The organism is Pedobacter terrae (genome assembly GCF_900100705.1).
GTDB classification, from domain to species: Bacteria; Bacteroidota; Bacteroidia; order Sphingobacteriales; family Sphingobacteriaceae; genus Pedobacter; species Pedobacter terrae.
In genome coordinates, this window is sequence record NZ_FNCH01000006.1 from 225,505 (window position 1) to 248,953 (window position 23,449).

Sequence of the window (23,449 nt, forward strand, 5' to 3'; positions counted from 1 at the left end):
AAATCAAACAGTAACTCGTAACTTTGTGCCCCATGCTTTCTCTTCGTGTCCGCTCTGGTTAAATAATTTGCAGCTTTTTTTTTTGCGACGAACACACTGAAGCCACAAAACATTCCTTAAACATACATCCTACTTAGCGCCTTTGCGTTTGCTCTTTGCGTCCTTTGCGGTTAAAAACTACAACAAACCCTTCAACACCACCCAAACATTTTCTGCCAAAATCTTATCCCCTTCTGCCGTTGGATGAATGCCATCGGCCTGGTTTAATTTTGGAACGCCTCCAACTTTATCCAATAAAAATGGAATCAAAGCCATTTGGTTTTTCTTTGCCAATTCAGGAAACATGTTTTTAAAATCATCAGCATATTTCGCCCCCATATTGGGCGGAACCTGCATCCCTGCCAATACCATTTTAACATCCGGGTATTTAGCTTTTACCCGATCGATAATGGCCTGAAGATTCTGAGTGGTTTGCGCAACGGGCAATCCCCTAAGCCCATCATTAGCGCCAAGTTCGAGCACAAAAATATCTACCCGCTGTTTAAGCAACCAGTCAATCCGCGCTTTTCCACCAGCAGAAGTTTCACCACTTAAACCACCGTTAATTACGTTATAAGGCATTTTTAAAGAATCAATCCGATTTTGGATCAACGCAGGATAAGCTTCTGTCGGGTCGAGCCCATAACCCGCAGTTAAACTGGTACCAAAAAAAAGGATATTCTTTTGCTCGGTTGCCATAGCAGTCTTTTGGTCAGTTGAATCTAAAGTTTTATCCGCATTGTTTTTACTTTTCGGGTTTCCGCAGCTTATCACCACAAGGCTCAAAACAAATAGCCCCATTAATCGTTTTCGTAACATATCTAATTAATCTGTATCTAATTATCTTAACAGGCAGTGCCCTGTTATGTTTGGCTACACCTATACGCAAACCCTAAAAATTCAGCTATTGGAAAGCATATTGAACATCCGAAATGTAAGCAAAATTTACCAAAGTGCCGGACGGCAACTCACCGTTCTGGATCATATTAATTTCTCGATAACAGCGGGTTCAACGGTAGCCATTACAGGTCCATCGGGAAGCGGAAAAACCACTTTGCTAGGTTTATGCGCAGGGTTGGACAGGGCCAGCAGCGGAACAGTTGAACTGAACGGAATTGCACTCGAAAAATTAAACGAAGACCAGCGCGCCGCCGTTAGAAATCAATATATAGGATTTATTTTTCAGAATTTTCAGTTGCTACCTACTTTAACCGCCTTAGAAAATGTAATGGTTCCTTTAGAATTAAGAGGTGCAAAAAATATCCGTTCACATGCCTTAGAACTACTGGATAAAGTTGGGCTGGCCGATCGTTCGCATCATTATCCCATCCAGTTATCGGGTGGAGAACAGCAGCGCATTTCGCTAGCAAGGGCATTTTCGAACCAACCCGCCGTGCTCTTCGCAGATGAACCTACGGGAAACCTCGATGCCGAAACCAGTGAAAAAGTAATCAAATTGCTTTTTGATTTAAACAAAGACGCGGGAACCACTTTGATCATCGTAACGCATGACCTTGAGTTGGCTGCCAGAACGGAAAGAAACATTAAAATTAAAGGTGGCATCATCATTTCAGACGAAAATTCTACTTATGTCCAATAGCCTTCCAAAACAATCTGTTCCGTTTTCCTGGCTGTTTAAAATGGCCTGGCGCGATAGCCGGAAAAACCGTGCACGTTTGTTTCTTTTCATCTCATCAATCATTTTGGGCATTGCGGCTCTTGTTGCCGTTTATTCGTTTAAAGATAATCTGCAAAAAGATATTGATGCGCAGGCGAAAGAACTTACAGGAGCTGATCTGGTTTTAGACAGCCGTAAGGGGGTAAGCAAAGCCATGCAAAAAATGCTCGATACGCTTGGTGATGAGCGATCTCAGGAGAAAACTTTCGCCTCCATGATTTATTTTCAGAAAGGTGGAGGCAGCCGTTTGGTACAAATGAAAGCTCTGGAGGGAAATTACCCTTACTATGGTACCATAGAAACCATTCCGCGGGCGGCAGCCAAGCACTTTCAAACCGGAAGAAATGCTTTGGTAGATCAAACCCTGATGCTGCAGTTTAATGCAAAAGTTGGCGATTCAGTTAAAGTGGGTGATCTTAATTTTAAAATCCTGGGCACATTAACCAAGGCACCAGGCCAAACCGGTATTGGTGCCAGTATAGCCCCTACGGTTTATATCCCACTACAAACGCTCGACAAAACCAACCTGATTAAAACCGGAAGCCGGATCAATAACAAATTTTATTTCAGGTACAATGACCCGTCCGGAATAGATGAGTGGGTAAAAAAGAACGATAGTAAATTAGAGCAGGAAGGATTTGATGCAGATACGGTAGAATCACGAAAAGAACAGACCGGAAGATCGTTTAAAGATGTAAACCGCTTTCTGGCCTTATCTGGTTTTATTGCTTTGCTACTGGGTTGTGTTGGTGTGGGTAGTGCTATCCATGTATACATCCAGGAAAAATTAAGTGCCATTGCTACGCTAAGGTGTTTAGGATTAAAATCCCGTCATGCCTTTTTAATCTATTTGATACAGGTCTTTTTTATTGGCTTAATTGCTGCTGTACTAGGGTCGGCTTTAGGTACGGGCATACAGTTTTTGCTTCCATTAGTATTAAAAGATTTTCTACCGATCGAGATTACCATGCAAGTTTCGTGGCCTGCTGTAGGCCAGGGTATTTTGTTGGGTTTGATCATCTCGGTACTCTTCGCCCTTCCCTCACTTTTATCCGTTAGAAAAATTTCGCCATTAAATGCCATCCGGATATCTTTCGAAAAAGCAGGCGGAAAAAGAGATCCGCTAACCTGGGTAGTGTATCTGCTAATGGCGTCCTTTATTATGGCTTTTACACATTTGCAGATGAAAACATGGCTGCAGACACTGGTATTTGCCGCCAGTATTGCCGTTGCTTTTTTACTGTTGATTTTACTATCTAAAATTCTGATGTTTCTGGTGCGAAAGCTTTTGCCCAACTCATCCAGTTATTTATGGCGGCAGGGATTTGCCAACCTCTATCGTCCAAATAACCAAACCTTAATGCTTACGGTTTCTATAGGTTTATCAACTGCATTTATCTGCACCCTATTTTTTGTGCAGGGCATATTAATGAGTCGTGTTACACTGTCATCTGGCAACAACCAGCCCAACATGGTGATGTTCGATATCCAGAATACACAAAAAGAAGGATTGGACAGTTTAACCAAAGCTTTCAAACTACCATTAATGAACCAGGTACCGGTAATTACCATGCGCATTGAGGAGATTAACGGGAAGAAAGCCAGTGCAGACACCAATAACAGGAGAGCTTACCGCAACGAGATTAGAGCGACTTACCAGGATACTTTAACGGCAGCAGAGAAAATTACAGCAGGCAAATGGACCGGAAAAATAAAACCTAATGAAACGGTTTATATTTCGCTGGATCAGCGTTATGCCCAATCTATTCATGTTGGCCTGAATGATAAAATCCTTTTTAACGTTCAGGGCATGATGATCCCTACAGTTGTTGGAAGTTTAAGGGAAGTAAACTGGAGCAGGATGCAGACCAATTTCAGGGTCGTTTTTCCTGCCGGAGTGCTAGAAGAGGCACCACAGTTTCACGTATTGATGACCAGAGTGCCATCGGGCGAAGTTTCGGCCCGTTTTCAGGGAGAAGTGGTTCAAAAATTCCCCAATATTTCTGTGATTGATTTAGACCTTGTGTTGAAATTACTGGATGAATTGCTGAGTAAGATTGGTTTCGTAATTCAGTTTATGGCTGGCTTTAGTATGGTAACCGGATGGATTGTTTTAATATCTTCGGTATTAACCAGTAAAAACCAGCGGATAAAGGAAAGCATTTTATTGCGAACCATGGGTGCAAGCAGAAAGCAGATTTTAGCAATAAATGCGATCGAATATTTCTTTTTAGGTGCTTTTGCGGCAGGTGCCGGTTTAATTCTGGCCATAGGCGGGAGCTGGGCATTGGCTAACTATACTTTCGATGCGGCCTTTATACCTCCTCTTGTGCCAACCCTATTGTTGTTCGGTTCAATTGTATTGCTCGTAGTGGTTACAGGTGTGTTAAGTACAAGAAGTATTTTGAACCAGCCACCATTAAAGATTTTAAGAACCGAAAGTTAATTCAACCTAAACTATATCATATTAACTTTTTTTCGGGAGATGATACTGCTATTGGTTTGTACCAAACAAGATTAACACAAATTTTAAATATCAATTAACCAAAACTTACCCGATTTTAGCGAGATAAAAAAAATGCACCTAGATAAATACTGTTATAAAAATCCGTATTTATCTAGGCGCATCTGTGGTTAAAACCTTTACTTCATGAACTTGTGCTATGCAGCATCAATTGCCTCGCGAAGTGCTTTGGCGGCTGCAGCCGGATCTTCAGCGCCATAAATGGCAGCACCTGCAACGGCTACCATTGCTCCTGCTTTTATAACAGCAGCAACATTTTCGATATTTACCCCACCTGCAATTGAAACCGGAACACCAGCTCTTGCAGCCTCATCAATTAAAACCTGGATAGAATAACCAGCCGTCCACTGTTCATCTAAACCCGCGTGCAGTTCTACAAATTCTACACCTAATGCAGTCACTTCCTGTGCTCTTTTAACCCGGTCAGGATAACCAATTGTATCTACAACCACGCCTTTGCCATGTGCTTTTGCGGCTTTAACGGCTCCAATAATGGTTGCATTTCCTGCAGCACCCATTACGGTTACTAAATCAGCACCTGCTTTAAATGCGATATCAGCTTCCAGTTCACCCGCATCGGCAGTTTTTAAATCTGCAAAAACCAGTTTGTCAGGATGAGCTGCTTTCATTGCGGTAATCACCGTCGAACCCATATTTTTGATCAAAGGAGTTCCCAATTCAATAATATCTACATAAGGCGCAACTTTTGCTGCTAATGCCAGTGCTTCTTCCGTTGTTAATAAATCTATTGCTACTTGTAATTTTGCCATGATGGTATTGATATATAATAATTAACTAAATTGTTATTCGAGATTGGCGTGTCTTTTCCAGAGTTCTTCTGCAGGTTGACCGCTTAATTTCCAAAGTGACTGAAAAACGGCATCATTAAGCAGGAGCAGAAATTGTTCGAAAAGGCTTCCGGCATACTGGGTAGATACCTTTTTACTGTGATCTTCTTTCTCTGCGGCCGGAACTAAAACCAGGTGATTGCATAATTTTGCCAAAGCCGATTCTGCATTGGTGGTAATGCCCACTACATTTGCGCCTGCTCCAATTGCTTTTTCTACAGCCTTTACAATCGATCCGGTTGTTCCGGAACCCGATGCTGCAATCAATAAATCGCCGGTGCCAATGGCCGGACTGGTGGTATCGCCAACATAATATACGGTTAGCCCAAGGTGCATCAAACGCATAGCGGCCGATTGCATTGCAAAACCCGAACGGCCTGCAGCTGTAATAAAAATCCGTTTTGCATGCTGGATATGGTATATAAAAGGAATAAGCTGATCTAACTGTACTTTTTTAGCCAATTGAGTATTCTCTTCTATAATCTTATCCAGGTTCATTTGCAGATCCCAGGCCAATTGCTGATTATCCAGCTCATCTGTCAAAACTTCATTATTGATCATTTCTACTGATTCTTTTGATTCCATTCTGCTTTACATTAATGGCTCAAAGGTATGGTAGCCAGCTAAAACGAAGATTATACATTCCGCCATTTATATGGGACAATTTGGAAACGCTGATAAAATAAAGTCATGCATTAGCCATAATTAATGCACCTTTTCCGAATAGTCCACCACAATTATCATTTAATCCAATCGCAAAGAATTTAAGTTTTTAACTTTAACCATCATGAGTTTATCAACAGAAAGCACGCATCTGGAAAGGGCTATTATTTACATCCGCGATTTAAGCAATTGCCCGCCCAGCTACCTCAACGATCCGGGTAGAAAAGAATTCTTTGAAATTGTATGGCTTAAAAATGAAGAGCCTTTACACGCCCTGCAACAATCCGAATTTGACAGCAAGGGTGATTGGATTTATCTGATTCCGCCTTACCGCGTACATCAGCTTAATAAGGCAGGCAAAAATGGGGTATTAATCTCATTTAAAAGATCAGTATTGGAAGGGGAAGAAAAAGAATTTTTGCTTGATCTGTTCAAGATCTTTAATGTTCAGGGTGAATTTTCGTGCCTAAGGCTCAATACAGAAACAGCAGCAGAGCTGAGCAGCATTTACAGATTAATTGAAGATGAATACCAGAAATCAGGCAACAATTTTATCATTACGAAGGCATTGTTAAAGGTGTTTTTATTAAAATTGATACAAGTTAAAGAACACGAATTTACCAGCCATGATGTACAGCAAAAAAGGGTTTATGAATTTTTAATGTTGCTCGAAAGCAATTACCAACAGGTTAGGAATACTGATTTTTATGCGGGCAAAATCGGAATCAGTTCTAAACGACTGAACCAGATTTTAAAAGCAAAACTAAGCAAAACCGGCATGCAAATCATTCACGACCGCATTATACTGGAAGCTAAACGAAAAATTATCCATAGTGAACAAACCATCAAAGAGATTGCCTACGAACTGGGATTTTCAGACAGGCCATACTTCAGCCGTTTTTTTAAAAAACAGACGCAACAAACACCCGAAGAGTTTCAAAAACAAGTCAGAAACCACATCGAATCAAAATTTAATACACTGGTTTAAAAAAACTGACAGGTTTTACGAATAATCGATACTTTTACTTTTATGATCAGATTAAACAGCGATACCCCCAACGATATTCTTCAGGATGTAAAAATCGGAGATATGGTTACTGATACTTTCAGCAAAACCGGCCTGGTAGAAAGCATAGAAATAAAAGATGATGGCCTATACCGGATTTACGAATTTAACCTCGTTACCGGAAGAACCATCACGGTTAAAAAATAGTCGGGGTTCAAAACCTATGTTTAATCACATTTACCAAATATTTCTAGCCAAATGTCATTATTGATCCTGCTTTTCGGTATTCTATTGCTTTTTGTATTGATCTTAAAAAAGATTAACCCCATGATTGCCTTAATAGCTGTGGCCATTATTACAGGTCTTTTATTAGGAATGCCCGCTACGAAAGTAATGAATTCCATAAGCAATGGAATTGGCAGCACCTTAGGCAGCATGGTAATGGTTTTGGCCCTTGGCGCGATGATGGGCAAACTGATAGAAGATAGCGGATCGGCAAAAAAGATCGTTTTCATCTTAATCCGCGCTTTTGGCAAAAAGAATATCCAATGGGCTGTACTGTTAACAGGCTTATTGGTAGGTATTCCGTTATTTTACAATGCTGGTTTCGTGGTGTTAATTCCCTTAGTTTTTGCCATTTCAGCAACAACGGGGCTATCGAAATTATATATTGGCATCCCCATGGCCACGGCCCTTTCGGTTACACATGGTTTTTTACCTCCTCACCCCGGTCCTGTTGCTTTAGCCGGAATTTTCCATGCCGATATTGGTAAAACCTTAATTTATGGATTAACTTTAAGCGTACCCATTGCGGTTATTGCGGGAATTTACTTTCCGAGATTGATTCTCAAACGGGATCAATCGGTAACAGTCCATAACTTTAGTATTAGTGAGGAAGAACATCTTCCTTCTGCTTCAAGAAGTTTTATTACCGCATTGCTGCCGGTATTTTTAATCATCGCCGGAACCATTGGGAGCAGTATTAAGATAGACTATATTGGTAAGCCGCTTTTTACATTTTTGGCTGATCCTACCGCGGTCCTGTTAATTTCGGTTATTATCGCGCTGGCACTACAAAAAACTTCCATTACAAAAGCGATGGAATCTTGTGCCGAAGGAGTGAAAAGCATTGCCATGATTATCCTTATTATTGCCGCAGGTGGTGCCTTTAAACAGATCCTGATTGATAGTGGCATGGGCGAAACGGTGAAACAGCTTACCGGAGGGTTAAATTTATCACCATTATTACTCGCCTGGTTAATTACAGCATCACTTAGGGTAACCCTGGGTTCGGCAACAGTAGCTGCATTAACAGCCTCGGGCATGGTCCTTCCCTTAATTGGTCCCGGTGCATCGCCAGAGTTAATGGTATTATCAGTCGGCGCCGGAAGTTTAATGTTTTCTCATGTTAACGATACCGGTTTCTGGATGTTTAAGGAATATTTTAACCTCAGCCTTAAAGAAACTTTCAGCACCTGGACCATGATGGAAAGTTTAGTTTCGGTTTTGGGCCTTTTAGGCGTGCTGGTAATGAATCAGTTTGTTTAAGAAAGAGTTATAGATTTATCCTGCATATGGTGTTCTCAAACAAGGTTTTGATCTTTTTAGAAAGCAGTTGCAGCAGCTTTTCGGTTAAAACAGCCCCGCTCCCGCTTCTGCCGATTGAAAAAATCGGCATCCCGCTCCGATCGGGTTTAAATGGCTAAATAGTGCAGCTATCCTGGGTAAAATAAACCCGACCGACAGCGTTATTACTCCAGCCTGCGCGAATGACGACCGTATTATAGCGAGCGCCTTAAACCCCTATCCGCCTTCGGCACCTTTCCCCTGAAAGGGAAAGGACTAAAAAACAAATTATCGCATCCTGCAATACGCACCCTGCTACCCGGCCTCGCAGATTTTCGCCGGAAAAAGCACGAAAATCTTTCCATTTCCCCTCATAACCCCACAACCCAAGGCAGGATCAAAGCGAGAGCGGTGGGACAAAGCCAAGACTAAGAGCCTCGATGCTGCCGCAATTAAGATTTCCGTAGCTTTTTACAAGGAAGGATGCAAGCCTTGGGTTTTTGTTACTTTTGGGCCAAGCCAAAAGTAAGAGCCTTTCGGTGGCTAACCAAGGCAAGGCTGAGCAAAGGGCAAAGAAAAGTAAGCCTATTAAGATTCCCGCCTGCGCGGGATCCGATAGCTATCGGATGACGACGGTATTATAGCGATCGCCTTAGCCTGCAATATGCTTCACGCTATTCTACTCCATGCGATCTGCACCATGCTATCCGGCCTCGCAGATTTCCGCCGGAAAAAGCACGGAAATCTTTGCAGTTCCCCTCATACCCCACAGCCCAAGGCAGGATCAAAGCGAGAGCGGTGGAATAAAGCCAAGGCTAAGAGCCTCGATGCTGCCGCTATCAAGATTTCCGTAGTTTTTTACAAGAAAAGATGCAAGCCTTGGGTTTTTGTTTCTTTTGGGCCAAGCCAAAAGAAAGAGCCCCTCGGCGGCGGTGAGCCGAGGCAAGACTGCGCGAAGGAGAACAGCCTAGCGTTTGCTTTAAGATTCCCGCCTACGCGGGAATGACGACTGTAATATAAACTAACCTTATACTCCATCCTATCCGGCTTCGCAGATTTTGGCCGAATATTGGTTCATAGGCGCTTTGCTAACTGCCTTTCACCACCCCCACAACCCTTACCGAAGCACGCCCGTCAATCCCAAGGGCCAGTTGAATCAAAAAAACAGTTGCAGACCAGAACAACCAGCACTACCAAACCTCAAACGCAGTGAGTTTTGTGTCTCGAAGTACCCACAAACACTCATTAAACCACATCCCTACACAAAACAAAGTGCCGCTGTTTTTTTGATGCGCATCGCCTTGCGCAAAAGGCCCATTGCTGGATTGAAGAAGCATTTTTGCATACTTTTGATGCCTCAAAAGTTTGATGCCCCGCGGCATAGAGCGGAAGAAAAATATCATAATTAATTGTGTCCACACGGTAGGCCTGCGCGAGAATGACGACCTTATTATAGCGAGCGTCTTAAACCCCTATCCGCCTATCGGCACCTTTCCCCTGAAAGAGAAAGGACTAAAAAACAAATTATCGCATCCTGCAATACGCAACTTGCTATATGCACAATGCTATCTCCACCATGCTACCCGGCCTAGCAGATTTTCGCCGGAAAAAGCACGGAAAGCTTTGCACTTCCCTCATACCCAACAGCCCAAGGCAGGATCAAAGCGGGCGCGGTGGCAACAAGCCAGGCTGAGAGCCTCGATACTGCCGCAATTGAGATTTCAGTAGCTTTTTACAAGGAATTGCACAGCAATTTTTTATACCGATAAAAACAACATTATCACATAAAAAACGATGCAAGGCTTTCAGTTATGCCTTAGTGTTTGTTGTTTTTAATGGCTGGCATGCTTTCGCTGCGCTCAGGTTTGTTTCTTTTGGGCCAAGCCAACCTGCGAAGCAAGCTTGAAGACCGATAAAAACATAAACAACCACTGAAAAAAGTAAGAGCCCTTCGGTGGCTAACCGAGGCAAGCCAGAGCAAAGTCTTTCAAAGATTGCTTCCCCGAAAGTCGAGGGGCAGTCTATACCTTATAATTACGAACTATCTAAAACCTTAATTCTTCACCCTGTTCTTTTCTGCATCGGCACCAGAAGATTCGTGTTTGGCCGGAGTAGAAAAAGTTTTCCCAAAACGATAGCTATAGCTTAAAACAACGTTTCTGGAATCTTGCCTATTTCTCCATCCGGCTTCTGTTGCGGCAAGATTATTAATTATTCCATTGTATATCTTGGTTCTAAAAATATCATTTGCAGTTAATTTCAGGGTACTTTTTGCCGAAAGCTTTTTCTGTACTGCAGCGCCAAAATCATGCACCGAACCCAATAAAAACTGAACGTTCGAAAGTTTACTCTGATAGCTCATGTTTAGTTCTGCATTCCATGTAGGACTGATTTTAAACTGAACATTAGGATTTGTTCTAAAATAACTGCCATTGGTCACTAAAAAACCAGTATAAAAATCTGTTTTCGACATTATTTTACCAAACTCCATATAGGCATTTAATTTTGCCCATTTGGTAATGTCAATCTCCGCATTCACCGAAACATTGGCTACCCTTGTTTTGCCTACATTGGCTGGTCGGCTATAATAGGTACCATTTAAAATTTCAATGGTTTCGTTCACTTCATCTCTCACCCAACTGTAGCTAAAGGTTGTCGTAATCTTACTTTTGTAGGTATGAGAAAGTTCGATACTTTGTGTAAAAGAGGGTTTTAAAAAAGGATTACCAACATAATAGGTAAATTTATCCAATGGAGAAAAGAAAGGATTAAGATCCTGATAATAAGGACGATCAATCCTTCTTCCATAATTCAGTCCAAGTTCATTGTTCCCTAATGTATCAAGCTTATAAGAGAAATAAACTGTTGGGAACAAACTATTATAAGTTCTTTTAAAACTGGAATCAGGTTTGATTATATTGCCCAATTGATGTCCGTTAGAAACCGTGTTTTCATACCTCAAGCCGGCCTGGAGCGAAAACTGCTTCCCTTCCCTGCTCATGTTCAGGTAAACCGCGTTAATATTTTCCTTGTATAAAAAGTGATTGCTCTTTTCATAATCTGCACTCGTTTTTCCGTTTGCAGTATTAGCATAATCTGCAATATTATCCGTTTTGGTATAAGCGGTTTTAACCCCTGCATCGAACTTCCACTTATTTTCCAGGGGATGCGAATAATCCATTTTGGCCGTATAAATATCAATATCTGATGGTAGATTACCCGTTAAAATATCCTGGTATTTTAAAGCGCCGCCTGGCAGGTAACTAAAATTATTATAGGTCTGAGCCGTTTTGTCCCGATAAAGCAGGTAATCTGCATCAAAGGTTAATTCCCGCCCTGCCTGCTTAAATTTATGCCTGTAATTTAAATTTACACCCGCATTCTGGTACTTGATCTGATCGATATTTTCAGCCTTGATTACCGAATCTAACTGCATGGAGGCATTAGATAAATTACTGATATTGTTGTTCACCTGTTTGGAAATCCTGTTCATGCCGGTAAGTACTACACCCCATGTGGTGCGTTCTGATGCGTAATAATCAAGTCCGGTTTTCAGGTTAAAAGTATTGCCATGCCTACGGAAATAAGAATTTTGATTAAAGTAGGATTTGGCACTACCATCGGCATTTTTATATTTCCGGTTCAGATCAAGATCGGTAAAACTGTTATTTAAATTATAACTCAGGTTACCAAAAACGTTGATCTTATCCTTACGGTAATTAAAGTTGAAACTGTTGTTCGAGCGACTTAATTCGCCCTGGTTTAAACTCAGGTTAATCCCACCGTTAAACCCAGCAGTTTTGGTTTTCTTGGTTTTAATATTAATTACGCCGCCATTGCCAGCAGCATCGTATTTGGCAGGTGGATTGGTCATCAGCTCAATCTGATCAAGAGATGAGGAAGGTAACGAACGCAAATAGTTCTCCAGATCCGAACCCGATAAATAAGTCGGTTTATCATCAACAAAAATAGTTACCCCATTTTTACCCTTCAACGAAATTATCCCGTTCTGATCTACATTTATGCCAGGCGATTTGCTGAGCACTTCCAATGCAGTTGTACCTGCATTCGAAATCAAGGCATCCACATTAACAACCGTACGGTCTATTTTCCGCTCTACAAAAGCTTTTTGCCCTGAAATGGTTACCTCCTTTAAATTAGTTGCTCCGGTTTTAATTTTGATATCCGGCAATGCAATAACGGCATGGTCTGCGGTAAGCACCAATGTATCGGTTTGATATATGGGCGATCCTACCACTGATACTTTAATCAGATATTTTCCATAACCGGGTTGATCAAAACTGAATAGTCCATCTTTTTCAGTAAAAGTGGTTTTAACCAATATAGAATCTTTGAGTAGAGCAACTGTCGCAAATTCTATATTTTTTCCTTCGGCATCCAATACATGGCCATAAATTCTGGATGGAGGACTTTGTGCATGAGCGAAAGTAAAGGCAATACTTATACATATGGCTAAAAAAGCCATGAGCTTGTATTTCATGAGATGTTGATTGGATTAAGTTTTTAGAGGTTGATTTTAGTTATTTTCAATCAGAAAATTATACATCAGCGAGTGTTTATCGTTCTTCAAAAACCGCTTTTTATACTTTTGCTGAACTTCGGTATTTTGTTTCACCCCATTTACGATCAGCTCATCTTTATTGAGTTTGTATGAAAGTTTATTGGTACTGCTGATGATCCCATCTTTCATCAATTCCTGATTGATTGCATTGGTATAATCATGTCCATCGCCATTGGTTACCGTTTTCGAAGTAACCGTACGCTGTGAACTGGTTTTGCTGGTACCACTTCCGCTATGAATGGCTGGTGTTGGAGGCGTAGCAGGAACAGCAGGGGTAGCAGGAACAGCAGGCATAGCAGGAACAGCAGGAACAGCAGGAACAGCAGGAGTAGCAGGTATAGCTGGTACTGCATATACAACTCCAGGCACTTTTGGTGTTCCAGGTACTTTTGGTGTTCTAGGCGGACGAGGGACCCCTGGTACCATCTTATAGCCATATGATTTATACACTTCAGCCGAATTTTTGTATTCTTTTACATCTTCAACAGCTCGTTTGGCGTCAATAATGGCCTGCTTCCTATCGTTTTCGGCTTGCCGGGCATCAAAAATAGCCTGTTTTCGATCCAATTCTGCTTGTTTAGCAGCAATAACGGCTTGCTTCGCATCTTCCTGAGCCTGCCTTACATCGTTCTGTCGTGTTTTTTCGTCCGCTTGCCTGGCTTCTTCATCAGCAAGTCTGGACTTTCTATCTTCTTTGTTTTCTGGCAGATGCTGTTTTTCATTCATCATTTTCAGCTGGTTGTCTACCTTTGCATTGATCTCTTTTTCCATTTGGTCTGCAGATTTTCCTTCGGCAGGCTTAGCTTTTTTCCTGGTTGTATCCTGTAAGATTACAACTGTAGTGGCTGTTTTTTTTCTGGTAACTGTTTCGGCATGGCCAATACTTTTAAATGCGGCACTGCAAATTACTACCGACACGAGGGCGATGGTTAATATCGTTTTTTCCATTTTGTTTAAAGTTGAATTGGTATTGAATAACATCCTGCTAGCTCTGTGCAGCAGACTGCTTTTAGTTCCGTTCATGGCCATGGCATAGGCAGGTGCACGCTGCTTAAACTCCTGGCATACAATGAGGGCCTGAACGTAATTTTTCCGATCGTTTACACAGGCGATGGCCAAATCATCGCAGCAGTGCTCGCGTTCTGTTTTTATTAATTGCGATACCCAAAGCACCGCCGGGTTAAAGAAAAATACAATTTCGATGAAACTTTGCAATATATTCACCAAATAATCCTTCCGTTTAATATGGGCCAGTTCATGAGAAAGAATAGCTTCTACTTCAGCAGGAGATAAATTATTGAGTAAACCCAAAGGGATGAGGATTAAAGGCTTAAAATGTCCCACTACCAAAGGTACCTGCGCCATGCCCGATTGCATCAGCTTAACCTGTTGCGTTAAACCCAGTTTTTGGACGAGTTCATTTAATTTTTCATCCCACTTTTTCCCTGCAGCGTAGGTTTTATAATTACGCAGATGATATACCCCATTTAAACCTACCATCAACTGGATGCTTTTTCCGCAGATGATCAGGAACCAAACCAATACAATCTGATAGGCATAAGCATTCCATAAAGATAGGATGCGATTAAGTCCCGAATACATGTCTTGCTGTACGTTGGTAACCGCTTGTTGATTAGCGATTGCCTTCGGCAAATTAATCCCTGTTTGATGAACAACCTGCGATTGTGTATGGTGATCCGACTGCTGAAGCTCCTGATAAAAAGTAAAACCTATTGCCACAACAAACAAGCCTAAACATACCGTAAGCAAGTTATAACGCCATGTAGCGCTTGCCTTACGAGAAGTAAACATAACCAAACCAGCTAGCAAGGCTAAAATAACACCAATCCACAAAGAGTGGAACAAGGTAGCACCCAGGGCATGAAGCCAGTTATCGGGCAAAAGATTGATTAATTTAAATTCCATTGTGGTGGTTCTTTAGCTTTTATGCTGGTTTATTAGTCCATGCTATCCAATAGCCGCTTAATCTCTTCGATTTCCTTTTTTGATGTTTTTTCGTTCCCCAAAAGTTGCATCATCAATTTCGATGCAGAACCTTTGTATAATGTATTTACGAAACGGTCCAACAACTGAACTTTAGTTTTCTCCTCCGCCTCTACAGGAATATAAATGTGTTTCATTTGGCTTTCATCACGTTTTAATATCCCTTTTTCGGTTAAAATCTGCATCTGCTTTAAGGTTGAGGTGTAATTCACCTCTCTTATTTCATTTAGCTTGTCGTTTACAAACCGAACGGTCGACGGTCCAAATTCCCATAACACCTGAAGAATTTCCAGTTCAGCTTTGGTCGGTTCGGGCAGATTATTTTCAGTTTGAGTACTTTTCATATTTTAAAGGTACGATATTTTTCGTACGATACAAATATTAGGTTTTTATTTTTTATAAAAAAAATTAACATATTGATTTAAAGTTTATTAAACTTACCCACAACAACTACCATTTGAATATCATCAGTAATATCATGACCATTTTAACTTTTATCCTTACTTAATCCCTGGTGTTTACTTGCAGGGCTGGTTGGATCGGTAATAGGCCCAGGCGGTGGAGTAATTGTAATTCCTTGCTTACACTTGTTTTTCATGTCGATATATCTCAACTCAGAGTACAAGACAGCGATGTAGAAAAATTGTGGACAAATTATTGAGATTTGGTGTAATTACGCCAATGGTCATTATACCAGTTCGCATATTGCTATTGATCATGACTCCTATTATGCGTATAATATTCTCGTTGATTGCTTTTTTCCTCGAAAGGATAAATTATATATTGTAATCACCGTAATTGTACTAAGCAGCATTTTTCGCGGATTAAAAACATAACCTCTCTATATTTATACGGTATACATGAAACTTTTCAATTTTAACATAAAGTATATGATATACATGAAACTTTTGTATTTTTGATAAAAGTATACGATATACATGAAACTCACAAAAAGGCCGACATATACAAATCGGATTATCCCGTTTATCAATAAACAAGTGATAAAAGTGCTTACTGGTCAAAGGCGGGTAGGCAAAAGCTATGTTATGCTTGAGTTAATTGAAAATATAAAGGCCACAGATGAAGATGCCAATATTGTATACATCAATATGGAGGTGGATGATTTTTCGTACATTAAAACACACGAAGATCTATCTGCTTATCTTAAAGATAAATTCCCGTCAGATAAAAACAACTATTTTTTTATCGATGAAGTTCAGGAAGTAAAAGAATTTGAACGGACTTTACGGAGTTTACTGGCAAAAAATACCTGCGATATTTATTGTACGGGTAGCAATGCCAATATGCTTTCTGGTGAACTTGCTACTCATTTATCAGGTAGGTACATGGTTTTTCAGATCCATGCTTTAAGCTTTCTCGAATTTCTAGAGTTTCATCAACTTGAAAACAAATCAGAGTCACTTATGCTTTATCTTAAGTATGGGGGAATGCCATTTTTACCAAATATTGGGCTAGAAGAGGACCTGCCCTATGAATACCTTAGAAGTGTTTACGCTACAATATTGCTCAAAGATGTTGTAGCCAGAGAGAACATCCGTAATGTCTCCTTTCTAGAAAACCTGGTTACCTATCTCGCAGATAATATGGGAAGTTTATTTTCGGCCAACAATATCAGCAAATATCTAAAATCCCAAAAGGTAGATATTTCTACCCAGCTAACCATAAATTACTTACGGGCATTAAGCAATACTTTTTTTGTGCATAAAGTTCAGCGCTCTGAAGTGGGCGGGCTAAAAATATTTGAGATAGGAGAAAAATATTACTTTGAAGATTTAGGCCTCCGAAATGCCATTATCGGTTTTAATCAATTGGCAGATATCCATAAATTAATGGAGAACGCAGTTTACTTACACTTAAGACAACAGAACTTTAATGTTTTTGTTGGTAAACTCGGCGACCACGAAATTGATTTCGTGGCAGAAAAAAACGGCAAAAAGATGTACATACAAGTTTGCCTGACCATACAAAGTGAGAACACTGCGGCCAGGGAATTTGGAAATCTTTTAAAAATAGAAGACAACTATCCAAAATATGTTATTACCTTAAATGATATCATACTCGGGCAAAACAAAGACGGTATAATGCAGAAAAACCTACTCGAATTCTTATCTCAACAGAGCGATAACTAATAAATATTTAGATTAAATTATTCAAATACAATAACCATAGGAAAGCATCAAAACCTCCTATGGTTATTCCTTTAACATTAAAAAAATATCTTTACTCTTTAACATGTTTAATTACGGCAATCAAATCTTCCTCTCCATATTTTGCCGTCGCCTCCTCAAAAGTATTTAATGCGGTTTTGGCCAAAGGGGAATCAAGTCCGATTGCTTTCGCCAGGGTTAAATCTTTTACAATATGTTTAAGGGCAAAAGCAGGCTTATAGTTATCGGCTATAATAGCATCGCCTTTAATTTTGGTAAAAATGTTGGCTATAGCGCCATTGTTAAGCAGATTAAGCAGGTCTTCCGTTTCAATTCCCTGTTGATTGGCAAATACTACGGTTTCAGCCAAACCTTGGGTATATAAAGCCAGTAATGAATTAATGGCCAGTTTAGCCACATTACCTGCACCTGTATCGCCCAGGCGTACTGCCATTTTACCCATTTTTTCGAGCATGGGTTTTACCTGTTCAAAAGCAGTTTCATCTCCACCTACCATAATCACCAATTGTCCTGTTTCTGCCTGTTTTACACTCCCAGAAACCGGTGCATCTAAATATTGTGCTCCTTTTTCTTTACACAGCGTGTCCATTTCTTTTGAAATAGCTGGAGAAACTGTACTCATATTAATCATGATTTTACCTGAAATTTCTGCGCTTAAAAGGCCTTCTGGCCCCTTAAAAATCTGCTCAATTGCAGCATCATCAGATACCATAATGATTACTACATCAGTAACTGCAATTAACTCTTTGGGTGTTCCGGCAATCAATGCACCAATTTCTTTCAAAGCTGCTTCTTTATCCTTACTCCTGTTATAAATAGTAACTGCATAGTCTGCTTTTAACAATTGTTCTGCCATTGGGATCCCCATATTGCCCAAGCCAATCCAACCTATTTTTGTTGTGTTCATGTTGTTGTTTTTATGATAAACAAATGTGGTAAAGAAAAAGCTGAAATTATTTAGCAGTTGGTAAAAATACTACTGCGAAATGATTTATTTCGAGTTTGCAGCATCAATTTACTAATTTTATTAGTAAATTCACTGCGAATAAAATTTGATAGCACAAAAGCAATTCGCAAACATGGCCAGCCTACTGAAAGATTTATACTCTCCTGCTTTTTATGATCGTTTAAGCAATGCCTTAGCGATTTGCATTCCAAAATTTGATAAAGGAAAATTTATCAAAGCAGTTTTTATTCCTGAATTTGAATCAAAGGAACTTAAAGAGCGAATGAAACATACTACCAGGGTATTACATGACTTTTTACCTGAAGATTACCCTCAAACCATTACGTTCATTAAGAAAATAATTGAACAATTAAGGATACAAGGCATTGGAGCGGACGGCCTGGCTTATATGTTTTTACCTGATTATATTGAAACCTACGGTATTGATGATTTAGCAAGTTCTGTTGAAGCGCTGGAGTTCATTACCCAATTTGTAAGTTGCGAATTTGCTGTTCGTCCATTTATCTTAAAATATGAAAATGAGATGATTTTAAGGATGCAAGAATGGTCGCTGCACGAAAGCCATAAAGTAAGAAGGCTTGCAAGCGAAGGCAGCCGTCCGCGATTACCCTGGGCCATGGGTATTCCCTTTCTGAAAAAAGACCCTACATCCATTTTACCCATATTGGAAAATCTTAAAACAGATCCATCGGAATATGTAAGGCGGAGTGTTGCCAATAACTTAAACGATATTGCAAAAGATCACCCTCATGTGGTTTTAAATATGGCTAAAAAATGGTCGGGTTTAGGTGCCGAAACCGATGCAATTATTAAACATGGCAGCCGTACATTACTTAAACAGGGGCATGCCGATATTCTTAAACATTATGGCTTAGATGATGCAGGGGTTTTATTAAAAGATTTCAAAATTTTAACGCCCCAGATTGGCATTGGCGAAAGCCTGGAGTTTTCGTTTTCTATTTTTAATAGCAATCCTGCTGAACAAAAAGTGAGACTGGAATACGCTGTTTATTATAAAAAACAAAATGGGCAGAATACTAAAAAAGTATATAAAATTTCGGAAAGGATTTATCCCGCCGGTACAACCATAAACATCATCAGAAAACAAAAATTTGTGCTGATTACCACACGTAAATTTCATTTGGGCGACCATCAGATCTCGATCATTATCAACGGTGCCGAAAAGAATATTTTACACTTTACATTAATGGCTTAACTTTAATTTTAATTCATCAAGTAAAGCAATCTGCTTTTCGTTAATGTAGGTGCTGGCATCAGCGTAAGTAAACCAATTGGCTTTGTCTATTTCTGCAAAACTTTGTTTTTTACCCGACCGTGGTGGCCATTCTATTTCGAAGGTGTTACTAACAATAGTTAAGGGATCAAGGTCTGCTTCAAATGCCCAGCATAATACTTTTTTACCTCCCTTTTGCACAATAGGGGTTAATTCGATGAAATCGCCAGTTAAGCTTTGGCCTGTTTCCTCTTTAAATTCTCGGATGGCAGCCGTTAAGGCTTCTTCACCTTCATTTAATTCTCCTTTGGGCACAGTCCAAAAGCCAAGGTCCTTTTTGGCAAAAAATGGTCCACCGGGATGAACCAGAAAAAATTCGATCTGACGGTTTTTTCTTCTGAAGAGCAAGATTCCTGCGCTTTGTTTCATTAATTTAAGATAGAAATTTGGAATTAAAAATGGGTGATAAACTGGGTACTGTAGTTTTTACTAAAGATCCTGAAATAAATTCCGGATGACGATAGCTTCATAGATAAATCTAAATCCAATAAAAAAAGCAGCAGACTCTTTTAAAATCTACTGCTCTATATCATCTGGTGTAAAGAGGTTTTGTTGGAAGCGTTTTACAACAATCCGTACAGGCCATGCGCATAATTTCTTAAAGAGGATGATACCGTCTTCATTTTATCTGGCGATGGGCCTTTTACTTTATATGCTTCTGGATGAAGTTCTAAAGGTTGCTCGTTAACTTGTTCTAATGTGTTTCTATTGCTTAGTGTAGCATGCTGTTCTTCGCTTAATTTTAAAGGTGCCATGATCTTAAATTTATACTATAACAACAGCAATACCGGGATTTAGTTTGCTATATTTAGTTAATTTTTTAAATTATTTTTCAAGACTTGAAATCCAGTTTTCCGTATCTGAAATTTTAACCGGCATGGCTGAAGCAACGATTTTCAGCACCCCACCTGCATTGATCTCTTCCTGCGTGATAAAGTTCTTTTTGTAAGGCTTTCCATTGAGAAAAACAGCCTTGATATATTTATTTTTGAGGTTAAAATTTTCGGTTTCGATGGTAAAGGTCTTTCCTTTTGGCAGGTTATAGGTTAACGAAGGAAACAAAGGTACATTCAGATAATAAATAGGCCAGCCTACGCAGGCAGGAGAAAAACCGCTTGCAGCAAACACGTACCAGGCACTCATCGCCCCGGCATCATCATCCATGGTACGCAGATAGGCTTTTGGCTGGTTTCGGTAGATTTTACCGATATAACTGCCAATTCCACGGCTATTATCATTAAAATAATTCTGAATTACCGTGTCAGCCGCCAGTTGATGCATCCAATATTGCGATTTATAACCCGACCTGGTTACATTATACATCAATGGAACCTGTAAATCGGGTTCGTTGGCATGGTTATATAAATCGCGGGCGAAAAACTCATCAAGTTTTGCCAGATAGGATTCCTCTCCTCCATCTAGTTCAATTAATCCTTTAAAGTCATAAGGCACAAACCACCGATATTGCCAGATGGTACCCTGGTATAAACCACGGGCCTGCATCCGGTCCACATCATTTTTGGTCATGTCTTTAAAGTCTTTGTTCCAATATTTCTTGTATTCAAGCGCCTTATTGAGATAAAAATCTGATTTTTCTTTATTATTTAAAATTTTAAAAATTTCTGACAGGGCCCAATTGTCATAACTCGATTCTAAAGCTTTATCCGGAGATTTGTAATCCAATCCATTTACCTCTTTCACTAGTGAATCGGCAATTTTGCTGAAGTCTACATGATATCCTTTGCGATAAGCATCAAGCAAAACCACAATGGCATGCTCAGAACGTACGGTGTTTGATGGCTCATTTTGCCCGGCATAATCTTTTTTGCCCGAATGATATAGGTCGGCAATAGAATTCACCATTCCGGCATACCTATCCTGTTCAATTAGTGAAAGCAAAGGTAACTGCGTACGGTAATTATCCCAGATGGCCCAGCCATTGTAACGGATTTCTTTATCTTTCTGAATTTCACCCTTTGTATTGCGGTATGTTCCATCAGCTTCGGATATGACATATGGCGACTGCATGGTACGGTATAAAAGCGAATAAAAAAGCTTTGCACTTTCCAGATCACCATTTACGGCAATTTTAGAAAGATTTGTATTCCAATCGGCTTTGCTTTGTTCTTTTACGGTGTTGAATAGATTTTTATTGATAGAATTTTTTGCAGCTTCAATACTTACAGCAGAAAGTGCAATATTGATTCCTACTGAAGTTAACTCTCCTTTGAGCATGGCTATCATTTTATGCTCATCGACTACTTTCCATGATACGTTATCTCCGATCTCCATATAGTAAAACAACTTGTATTTACCTACACCACAAGTTGTTTTCGAAGTAATCCACCCACTGATGGTATTGCCGTTTACCTCATGCGATTCGGCTACAAAAGCACCATTAAAAGCATAACCTAAATCGAAGTAAAAACCTTTAGGTCCTTTCGGGAATTGGTAAAAATGCTTCCCTGCTTTACCCAATACCGTAAAACTGGCTTTAATTTTATTTTCAAAACCAACTTCATAATAACCCGGACTTGCCTTTTCAGAAACCTTAATCAGCGTTGACTGTGCCGGATCGTTACCTAGAAATGGTTTGATGAAAATATTACCACCTGAACCCTGGCAGCCTACTCCTTCAAAACGGTTGTGCGTAAACCCTTCAAATTTCCTGGCCAGGAATTCGTAACCTGTATGCGTTTTAGGGTAAGTCTGCGGCCCTATACTCAACATACTAAAAGGTGCCGAGGCAGCTGGCGACATCTGTCCGTGATCGGCAGAAGAGCCTAAGAAAACATTCACCTGATCGACCGGTTTTGCATTTTTAACGGAAAAAAGTTGCGCTTTCTGCTGCGCTAAAACGTTTAATGAAAGAAGTGCTAATAAGGCCAGTAATTTAAAGGAAAGCTTCATTATTTGTGTTTATTTTTAATATCTGCCTAAAATAGTATTTTAACATGAAGTAGGTATTATGTTTTAGGTTCTTTACAAAGGGGAATAAAAGGGTGAGTACAGTTTGCTACTAAACAATAAATATATGATGATTTGGAGCGCAATGCCTGTGCATAGCAACAAGTTTCTTCCCGTTTTACGCTGATACGCTTCGCTGCCTCGTTCCTCGTTGCTGCAGGGTAACGCTTCAACCGGGGCTAGGTGGCTAACTCAGTGTTCCATTTGTAGGGATTGCAGGGTGCACAAACCCCTGATCCTAAACCCGATTGCAGCGAACACGAAGTGAAACGGAGTAAAGCGCAAAGCGGGGCTATCAGCCTCCAAGCACCACAGGCCACTCGTTTCCTAATCCTAAAACATAATATCCTTGGAGCTATATGGCTATAGCAGCATTTCATTTTTTAGGTTGCAATATGCACAAACCTTTGTTCCTAAACCCGATTAAAGCGAAATAGCCCGGAGCGCAGCGAGGACTATAAGCGGAAGCGGGACTGTATACCGCCAAGAACCACAGTTCGCTCATTTCCAAAAAAAAGGACAAAAAAAAGCCGCCCCAAATATTAAACTGGGACGGCTCTGAATAATTTTATCTAGTTATTTAATATTAACCGGAACAGAAATTTTATCCCATTCTAAAGCAAAACCGCTTTTGGTAATTTTATAAACCAAACGCTCTTGTGTTGCTTTTAATGCTTTGGTTTTAACATCTACACGTAATGCATCTTTAGCTTCTTCGTATTTGTAAGCACCCCATTGCTTTGGTTCTTTGTTAAAAATAGCGGTCCATGTTCCACTTTCTTTAGGGATTAAAAAGAAACTGTATTTTCCTGCTGCCAAAGGTTTACCCTCTACCATGATATCTTTATCGGTTTCAAAAGTAGTAGCTTCATTTGCGCCTGCACGCCACACTTTATCAAAAGCTTCTAGCCCGCCCCAGATTTTACGTCCTTTTACGGCTGGGCTGCTGTAGTTGATGGTGATGGTTGCGCCTTTAACTTTTCCTGTTGCGGTTGCCGCAGGACTTGGCTTAGGCTGTGCATCCTGTGCCATTGCACTTACTGAAACGGTAATTGCCGTAAATAGCAATGTGATTGATTTAATCAATGTTTTCATAGTATTGTATTTATCTGTTTTTGTTGT

Annotated in this window: 18 protein-coding genes; 7 read left to right on the forward strand and 11 right to left on the reverse strand. The window is 40.1% G+C overall.

All coding sequences use genetic code 11. The features are described from left to right. Positions 1–177: 177 nt before the first annotated feature. Positions 178–858 (reverse strand): arylesterase, encoded by a 681-nt coding sequence (locus BLR60_RS10135; RefSeq protein WP_090499365.1) that lies wholly within the window; start codon positions 856–858, stop codon positions 178–180. 46 nt (positions 859–904) lie between these two features. On the opposite strand from BLR60_RS10135, the gene BLR60_RS10140 reads away from it, so the two are divergent. Both BLR60_RS10140 and BLR60_RS10145 read left to right on the forward strand, forming a co-directional pair. Further along, positions 905–1,639, forward strand: coding sequence for an ABC transporter ATP-binding protein (locus tag BLR60_RS10140; protein WP_208600615.1), 735 nt, complete (start codon positions 905–907; stop codon positions 1,637–1,639). Next, complete coding sequence (locus BLR60_RS10145; protein ID WP_090499367.1) at positions 1,629–4,163, forward strand: ABC transporter permease; 2,535 nt, start codon at positions 1,629–1,631, stop codon at positions 4,161–4,163. Before BLR60_RS10140 ends, BLR60_RS10145 begins: the two co-directional genes overlap by 11 nt. A gap of 215 nt (positions 4,164–4,378) precedes the next feature. Here BLR60_RS10145 and hxlA read toward each other — a convergent pair whose 3' ends face one another. Beyond that, positions 4,379–5,011: a 3-hexulose-6-phosphate synthase gene (gene hxlA, locus BLR60_RS10150; protein ID WP_090499369.1), complete on the reverse strand. Its 633-nt coding sequence runs from the start codon at positions 5,009–5,011 to the stop codon at positions 4,379–4,381. A gap of 33 nt (positions 5,012–5,044) precedes the next feature. Then, positions 5,045–5,674, reverse strand: coding sequence for a 6-phospho-3-hexuloisomerase (gene hxlB / locus BLR60_RS10155; RefSeq protein ID WP_208600616.1), 630 nt, complete (start codon positions 5,672–5,674; stop codon positions 5,045–5,047). Between the two features lie 202 nt (positions 5,675–5,876). Between hxlB and BLR60_RS10160 the strand changes: the two genes are divergently transcribed. The 3 genes from BLR60_RS10160 to BLR60_RS10170 are packed head-to-tail and all read left to right on the forward strand — an operon-like array spanning position 5,877 to position 8,306. Further along, entirely contained in the window at positions 5,877–6,740 is an 864-nt protein-coding gene (locus BLR60_RS10160) for a helix-turn-helix domain-containing protein (protein ID WP_090499371.1), read from the forward strand. 42 nt (positions 6,741–6,782) lie between these two features. Beyond that, positions 6,783–6,965: a hypothetical protein gene (locus tag BLR60_RS10165; protein WP_090499373.1), complete on the forward strand. Its 183-nt coding sequence runs from the start codon at positions 6,783–6,785 to the stop codon at positions 6,963–6,965. Positions 6,966–7,016: 51 nt separating this feature from the next. Beyond that, the gene (locus BLR60_RS10170; RefSeq protein WP_090499375.1) at positions 7,017–8,306 is read left to right on the forward strand and encodes a gluconate:H+ symporter; all 1,290 of its coding nucleotides are present in this window, start codon (positions 7,017–7,019) and stop codon (positions 8,304–8,306) included. Positions 8,307–10,377: 2,071 nt separating this feature from the next. On the opposite strand, the gene BLR60_RS10185 is transcribed toward BLR60_RS10170, so the two are convergent. The 3 genes from BLR60_RS10185 to BLR60_RS10195 are packed head-to-tail and all read right to left on the reverse strand — an operon-like array spanning position 10,378 to position 15,254. Then, entirely contained in the window at positions 10,378–12,825 is a 2,448-nt protein-coding gene (locus BLR60_RS10185) for a TonB-dependent receptor (RefSeq protein ID WP_090499381.1), read from the reverse strand. A gap of 36 nt (positions 12,826–12,861) precedes the next feature. Next, positions 12,862–14,832: a M56 family metallopeptidase gene (locus BLR60_RS10190; protein ID WP_090499383.1), complete on the reverse strand. Its 1,971-nt coding sequence runs from the start codon at positions 14,830–14,832 to the stop codon at positions 12,862–12,864. A gap of 32 nt (positions 14,833–14,864) precedes the next feature. Beyond that, a complete protein-coding gene (locus tag BLR60_RS10195) occupies positions 14,865–15,254 on the reverse strand; it encodes a BlaI/MecI/CopY family transcriptional regulator (protein WP_090499385.1) in 390 nt (129 codons plus the stop codon). Positions 15,255–15,848: 594 nt separating this feature from the next. Between BLR60_RS10195 and BLR60_RS10200 the strand changes: the two genes are divergently transcribed. Further along, positions 15,849–17,060: an ATP-binding protein gene (locus BLR60_RS10200; RefSeq protein WP_090499387.1), complete on the forward strand. Its 1,212-nt coding sequence runs from the start codon at positions 15,849–15,851 to the stop codon at positions 17,058–17,060. Between the two features lie 91 nt (positions 17,061–17,151). Here the strand turns inward: BLR60_RS10200 and BLR60_RS10205 are convergent, their stop codons facing one another. Further along, the gene (locus BLR60_RS10205) at positions 17,152–18,006 is read right to left on the reverse strand and encodes an NAD(P)-dependent oxidoreductase (RefSeq protein ID WP_090499388.1); all 855 of its coding nucleotides are present in this window, start codon (positions 18,004–18,006) and stop codon (positions 17,152–17,154) included. Positions 18,007–18,151: 145 nt separating this feature from the next. Here BLR60_RS10205 and BLR60_RS10210 point away from each other — a divergent pair, with 145 nt between their 5' ends. After that, complete coding sequence (locus BLR60_RS10210; protein WP_244155634.1) at positions 18,152–19,282, forward strand: DNA alkylation repair protein; 1,131 nt, start codon at positions 18,152–18,154, stop codon at positions 19,280–19,282. On the opposite strand, the gene BLR60_RS10215 is transcribed toward BLR60_RS10210, so the two are convergent. From BLR60_RS10215 to BLR60_RS10230, 4 genes are all read right to left on the reverse strand, one after another. Beyond that, positions 19,271–19,729, reverse strand: a complete 459-nt coding sequence (locus BLR60_RS10215; RefSeq protein WP_090499392.1) for an NUDIX hydrolase — start codon at positions 19,727–19,729, stop codon at positions 19,271–19,273. The two genes, BLR60_RS10210 and BLR60_RS10215, sit on opposite strands and share 12 nt — an antisense overlap. A 194-nt stretch (positions 19,730–19,923) precedes the next feature. Beyond that, positions 19,924–20,115, reverse strand: a complete 192-nt coding sequence (locus BLR60_RS10220) for a hypothetical protein (RefSeq protein ID WP_090499394.1) — start codon at positions 20,113–20,115, stop codon at positions 19,924–19,926. 70 nt (positions 20,116–20,185) lie between these two features. Further along, complete coding sequence (locus tag BLR60_RS10225; RefSeq protein WP_090499396.1) at positions 20,186–22,270, reverse strand: glycoside hydrolase domain-containing protein; 2,085 nt, start codon at positions 22,268–22,270, stop codon at positions 20,186–20,188. A 633-nt stretch (positions 22,271–22,903) separates the two neighbouring features. Further along, positions 22,904–23,422, reverse strand: coding sequence for a DUF2911 domain-containing protein (locus BLR60_RS10230; RefSeq protein WP_090499398.1), 519 nt, complete (start codon positions 23,420–23,422; stop codon positions 22,904–22,906). Positions 23,423–23,449 lie beyond the last annotated feature (27 nt).